At 49.4% G+C, this 4,670-nt stretch carries 5 protein-coding genes; all 5 read right to left on the reverse strand.

Annotated elements, in window-relative coordinates:
- Window positions 1-71 precede the first annotated feature (71 nt).
- A complete protein-coding gene (locus tag IKQ95_05405; GenBank protein MBR4196132.1) occupies window positions 72-1,469 on the reverse strand; it encodes a ComEC/Rec2 family competence protein in 1,398 nt (465 codons plus the stop codon).
- Window positions 1,469-2,386 carry a helix-hairpin-helix domain-containing protein gene (locus IKQ95_05410; protein MBR4196133.1) on the reverse strand — a complete coding sequence of 306 codons (918 nt, stop codon included), beginning with the start codon at window positions 2,384-2,386 and terminating at the stop codon, window positions 1,469-1,471. Before IKQ95_05410 ends, IKQ95_05405 begins: the two co-directional genes overlap by 1 nt.
- Window positions 2,379-3,560 (reverse strand): galactokinase, encoded by a 1,182-nt coding sequence (locus IKQ95_05415; GenBank protein MBR4196134.1) that lies wholly within the window; start codon window positions 3,558-3,560, stop codon window positions 2,379-2,381. The genes IKQ95_05410 and IKQ95_05415 overlap by 8 nt, the downstream gene beginning before the upstream one ends.
- A 13-nt stretch (window positions 3,561-3,573) precedes the next feature.
- Window positions 3,574-3,843, reverse strand: coding sequence for a hypothetical protein (locus IKQ95_05420; GenBank protein MBR4196135.1), 270 nt, complete (start codon window positions 3,841-3,843; stop codon window positions 3,574-3,576).
- Between the two features lie 16 nt (window positions 3,844-3,859).
- Window positions 3,860-4,670 (reverse strand): transposase (locus tag IKQ95_05425; GenBank protein MBR4196136.1); only part of this gene is annotated, 811 nt, incomplete at its 5' end.

Below are 4,670 nucleotides of genomic sequence, written 5' to 3' on the forward strand. Positions count from 1 at the left end.
TCCTGAGTCCTGAGTCCATTATACTATTTTTCATGGTCTGTCAACCGTCCTTTTTGGGATTACGCATTATTTTACAGGAACACCGCGAACGCCGCAAAGCCAATCACGCCCATAGCCGCCGCCGTCCTCAGAGGGGCAAGCCTCAAGTACCTGCACACAAAGAACACAAGCACCCCGCACCCCATCCACGCCGTAAAATAATTCCAGCTCACCGCATTCGGAATAACATTCAGGAACGCACCCGCAATTTTTTCCCACAGGATAAATATCCCTTCAACCGTCATCATGAAATACTGACTCAGCGGAAAATTCATCAGCCGCAAAATTCCCCCGAATGACGCAATCGTGAACGCAAACGAGAAATATACAGGCGCGAAAAGATTCAGGATTACCCCGACAAGAGGCACTCCCCCGAAAGTGTACGCGACCTGCGGAAATGTTACGAGTCCTACAGCAGGACTTATCATCAGCCACGAATAACCCGACTCAATCATGGCCGAAATTGTCAGCGCAGAAATTACCGACAGCCGCCAGCCAATGTCCCAGAACAGGAACGGCAACAGCATCAGCAACATCACTCCCGCACAGCACACGCTGTTCACTCCGTTATATGGACGGTGTACGAGCCTCGCACATAAATATATCTGTATCATCATTCCCGCCCTCATTGCGCTTGGAGCCGCCCCCGTCAGCAGAATATACGCCCATAATATTACCGTGAGGATTAGAGTCTTCCGTCCCAAGAAAAATATTGCTATCATCATCACGACTCCTACATGAAATCCCGACACCGCAAGAATATGGACAGTCCCGCATTTTGTGTGAAACTCGTACAGCGATTTATCCCTCTCGCCGAGCCACGCCGCCCGCAAATAGCGCGATGTCCTCTCAGGGGTATATATCGAAAGTTTCCGGGACAGTTTCCCGCGCATTAGGGACATGCTGAATCTTTCGGGCAATTCCTCCGGGTCATGGAGGGTAATTATTCCGTTCACGCCACGCCCGCGCCAGTAACGCCCCTCGTCAAAGTCAGAATCATTCCTCTTGGGACGAAAATCACGTGTAGCACCGTCAAATTTCACCCTCGCCCCCTTCATGAACTCCGAAAAATGCGTGAAGGCTACATATTTCCCGCGGCTGTCCGTGTCGATGACATTCGCATAAATCCTGCCCCATTCGCGAACGTCCGTAACAGTCCCTTCCTCAGCGACAAAGATAACATTCTCAGGAGGAGGCGACGAAATCACCGCATACATTCTCCACGAACACAGCAGAGTCAGCACGAGGCTGAACGCGAAAACCTGCCACTGTCCGGGCAAATCCCATTCATACGACAGGAACATTATCCCCGCGAAAATTCCGGGAACGATTACGAGGAACGCCCATATTCCCGCCCTGTCATAGAGTCCCGCGCCCGCTGTCAGTGAGGCAAGAACCGCCAGCATCGGGGAGCGTCTCAATATCTCCATCAGCGTACGGCTATCATGTCCCGCATATTGTCGAGCTTTGCCCGGCTTATTCCGCGTATGTTCGTGAGGTCTTCAGGGCTGTTGAAGCGTCCGTGATTGTTCCTGTAGTCGATGATTCTTTTTGCTGTTGCAGGGCCGACTCCGGGCAGCCGCTCAAGTTCTTTCTGATTCGCGTGATTTATGTCGATTAATCCGGCTGATGATGATGGCTGTGATACCCGTGAGCCTGTATTCATGGCCGTAATGAGCGGGAGAACCTGCGCTAATTTCGCCTGGCCTATTCCCCGGACGTTAATCAAATCTTCAGGGCGGGCAAAATTTCCGTGAGTGTTCCTGTAGTCTATTATGCGCTGTGCGATTGCCGGGCCGATTCCGGGGAGGCTCTCTAGTTCGGATTGATTTGCGGTGTTGACGTTGATTTTTCCTGACCGTGAATGTGATTGTGTTACGGTGCTTTTTGTCCGGGCATTTGCGGGAAGTCCGGGTATTGTCGGGGACTGGTTCGCGGTTCTGGCCTGCTGTAATTTCGCGGCTATATGTACGTGGCTTCCGTCAGAAAGATTTTCGGCGAGGTTGAGCGATTCTGTGTCGGCCTTTGCGGTGAATCCCCCGGCCATGTCAACAAGCTGAAAGATTCTAGCGTCCTCCGAGAGCTTATAGACTCCCGGCTTCCTGATTTCACCTGTGATATATACATAAAGGATTCGTGAAGGCTGAGTCGTTTTTTCGGGGACAGTTTCGGGATTGTCGGGTTGATTCTGGGACTGTGATTTTGTTTCTGACGGCTGAAATTTTGCCGGGGGACTCTCGTTCCCTGAGTCTGTGAATATCATCGTGATTAGTCCGGCAATGAGGAAGATTAATACTCCTCCGCCTGTGATTATGGCTTTGCGGTAACGGCTGAAGATGTCATTCATGTATCCGCCCGGCTCCGTCCGTTATGCCTGTCTCGTAGAAAGAAGCCCTGCGCCCTGTGAGACGCTCATATTCCGCGCCGATGTGGGACTTGAAGCCGCTGACCTTTTCGCCCTCCACAATGCTGACTGTACAGCCTCCGAATCCGCCGCCAGTCATCCTTGAGCCGACAACGCCGGGAAATTCCCACGCAAGCGAGGCTAATATGTCTAGTTCGGGGACTGTTACGGCGTAATTGTCGCGGAGTGATACGTGTGAGGCGTTCATGAGCCGCCCGAATGTCTGAAGGTCTCCGGCTCTCAGGGCTTCCGCGGCGCGTTTGGCGCGTTCGTTCTCGCTGACTGCGTGAAAAGCCCTGCGGAGATTCACGGGGTCTTTGACGGTGTACGCTAATTCGTCAAGCTCATTCACGGACAAATCGCAGAGGCATGATATATCGCGGACTCTCTTTATGTCGGCTAAAGCGTTCTCGCACTGCTGCCGGCGGAGATTGTATTCACTTCCTGCGAGGGAATGAGGGACATTAGAGTTTGTGATGATGATTCTTTTAGTGCCAAGCTCTATAGGTGCGTATGAATATTCGAGTGTTGAGCAGTTGAGGAGGACAGCGTGATTCTTTCTGCCCATGCTTACGGCGAACTGATCCATTATTCCGCAGTGGACTCCGACAAAATTATTCTCAGCCTCCTGCGCGTAAAGTGCCGCGTCTACTCCGTCAATCCCAAACTCTAAAAGCTCGCTGAATATTTTTACGGTCAATACTTCAAGTGCCGCTGACGATGACAGGCCAGCCCCGTCCGGGAGATTCCCATAATACAGAATATCAACGCCGGAATGAAACTGTCTGCAATGCTTCCTGATTGCGCTGACGACTCCAAGAGGGTAATTGACCCATGAGCGCGGGCCGGATAATTTCCCGGTGATTCTGTCGTACTCAGTCTCGAACGGCGAGTCATAATCCCCGTCAAAATTCATGGAATAGAGCCGGAGTTTTCCGAGTGAATTTTTCTGCGCGAGGGCATAAATTCCGAAATCAATAGCGCAGGGGAACACGTATCCGCCTTCATGGTCTGTGTGTTCGCCGATGAGATTGACGCGGCCGGGGGAAAAAAACGGCTCTGCGGTTGACTCTGAGCCGAATATCTGCCCGTAAGCCCTGTACATTTCTTCAAGCATGTGTATTTCTCTCCTAACTTCTTTGCATTTCTTCTGAATTGTATACTAAGTTTTCATTTATTTCATTTATTACCTCATTGAGCCTGTAACTTACAGGATTAGCAAGGTATTCCGCCAATGCTTTATCAGCTTCTCTTGCGTCCATGACATCCTCGACATGTTCAAGCATGAATCTTTTTGCCATCTCTCCGATAGACTCCCCGGTTTCTTCCGCGTAAGCCTCAAGAAAATTCTTGTCCGTTTCGTCAAGCTCAAACGAATATGTATACATAATCGTTATCATTCCGGCTTTCTGTGAACTACCACCGCTTATGTCTTGCGCTCCGAGAGAAGCGGGGGCTTCCTAATTCTACGAGGTTGCAACACAAATCTTGCGACTCATGTCGTCTTACGTCCTCTCCAAAGGCGTGGATTCCCTGCATCCCACAGGTATTTCTTTTCGCAAGCAATATCATGTTCCGTGCCGCGTGTACATCACGGTCTTCCATATACCCGCATTCACACTCATATACTCGGTCCGCTAACGTTATATCTTTCTTCAGCCTTCCGCAATTAGGGCAATATTTCGTTGTTGGTTCTCTTGATAACAGGACTGTTACTCGCTCATGTCTCACTAGTTTTCCTTTCACTAGTCCTAACACTGAATGCTGTACCGTTCGCCCAAACAAGCCCTTATGCCATCCGGAAAGATTTTCATCTTGCATGTATATTCGCTCATGTTCCAATAACTCATGCACAATTTTATTCGCTGTGTCCTTTTTACGGCTTGATAATTTCTGATATGCCATGCGAAGCAATTTCACTGCTTTGTACCGACTGTTTGAACCTTTTTTCCGCCGAGCTATTAACCGCTGGCATTTCTTTATTCGTTCACTTTCTCCAATCAGCACTTTATATTTTTTACCCTCAGATGTCGTTATTGTCGTCTTAATGCCCATATCTATTCCGATTTCGGGTTTATATTTCCTTGTCTCACCTCCCTTATTCTGGTATGTTGTTATTGCTAGATAGTATCCATCAGGCAGATTTAACAGTTTAGCGTTTGCAAACTCTATATCAGGTATATTCCAGAATTGATTTGCCCCTTTAATTCGTATACGTTCCTTGAAA

The organism is Synergistaceae bacterium (assembly GCA_017540085.1).
Lineage (GTDB): Bacteria > Synergistota > Synergistia > Synergistales > Aminobacteriaceae > JAFUXM01.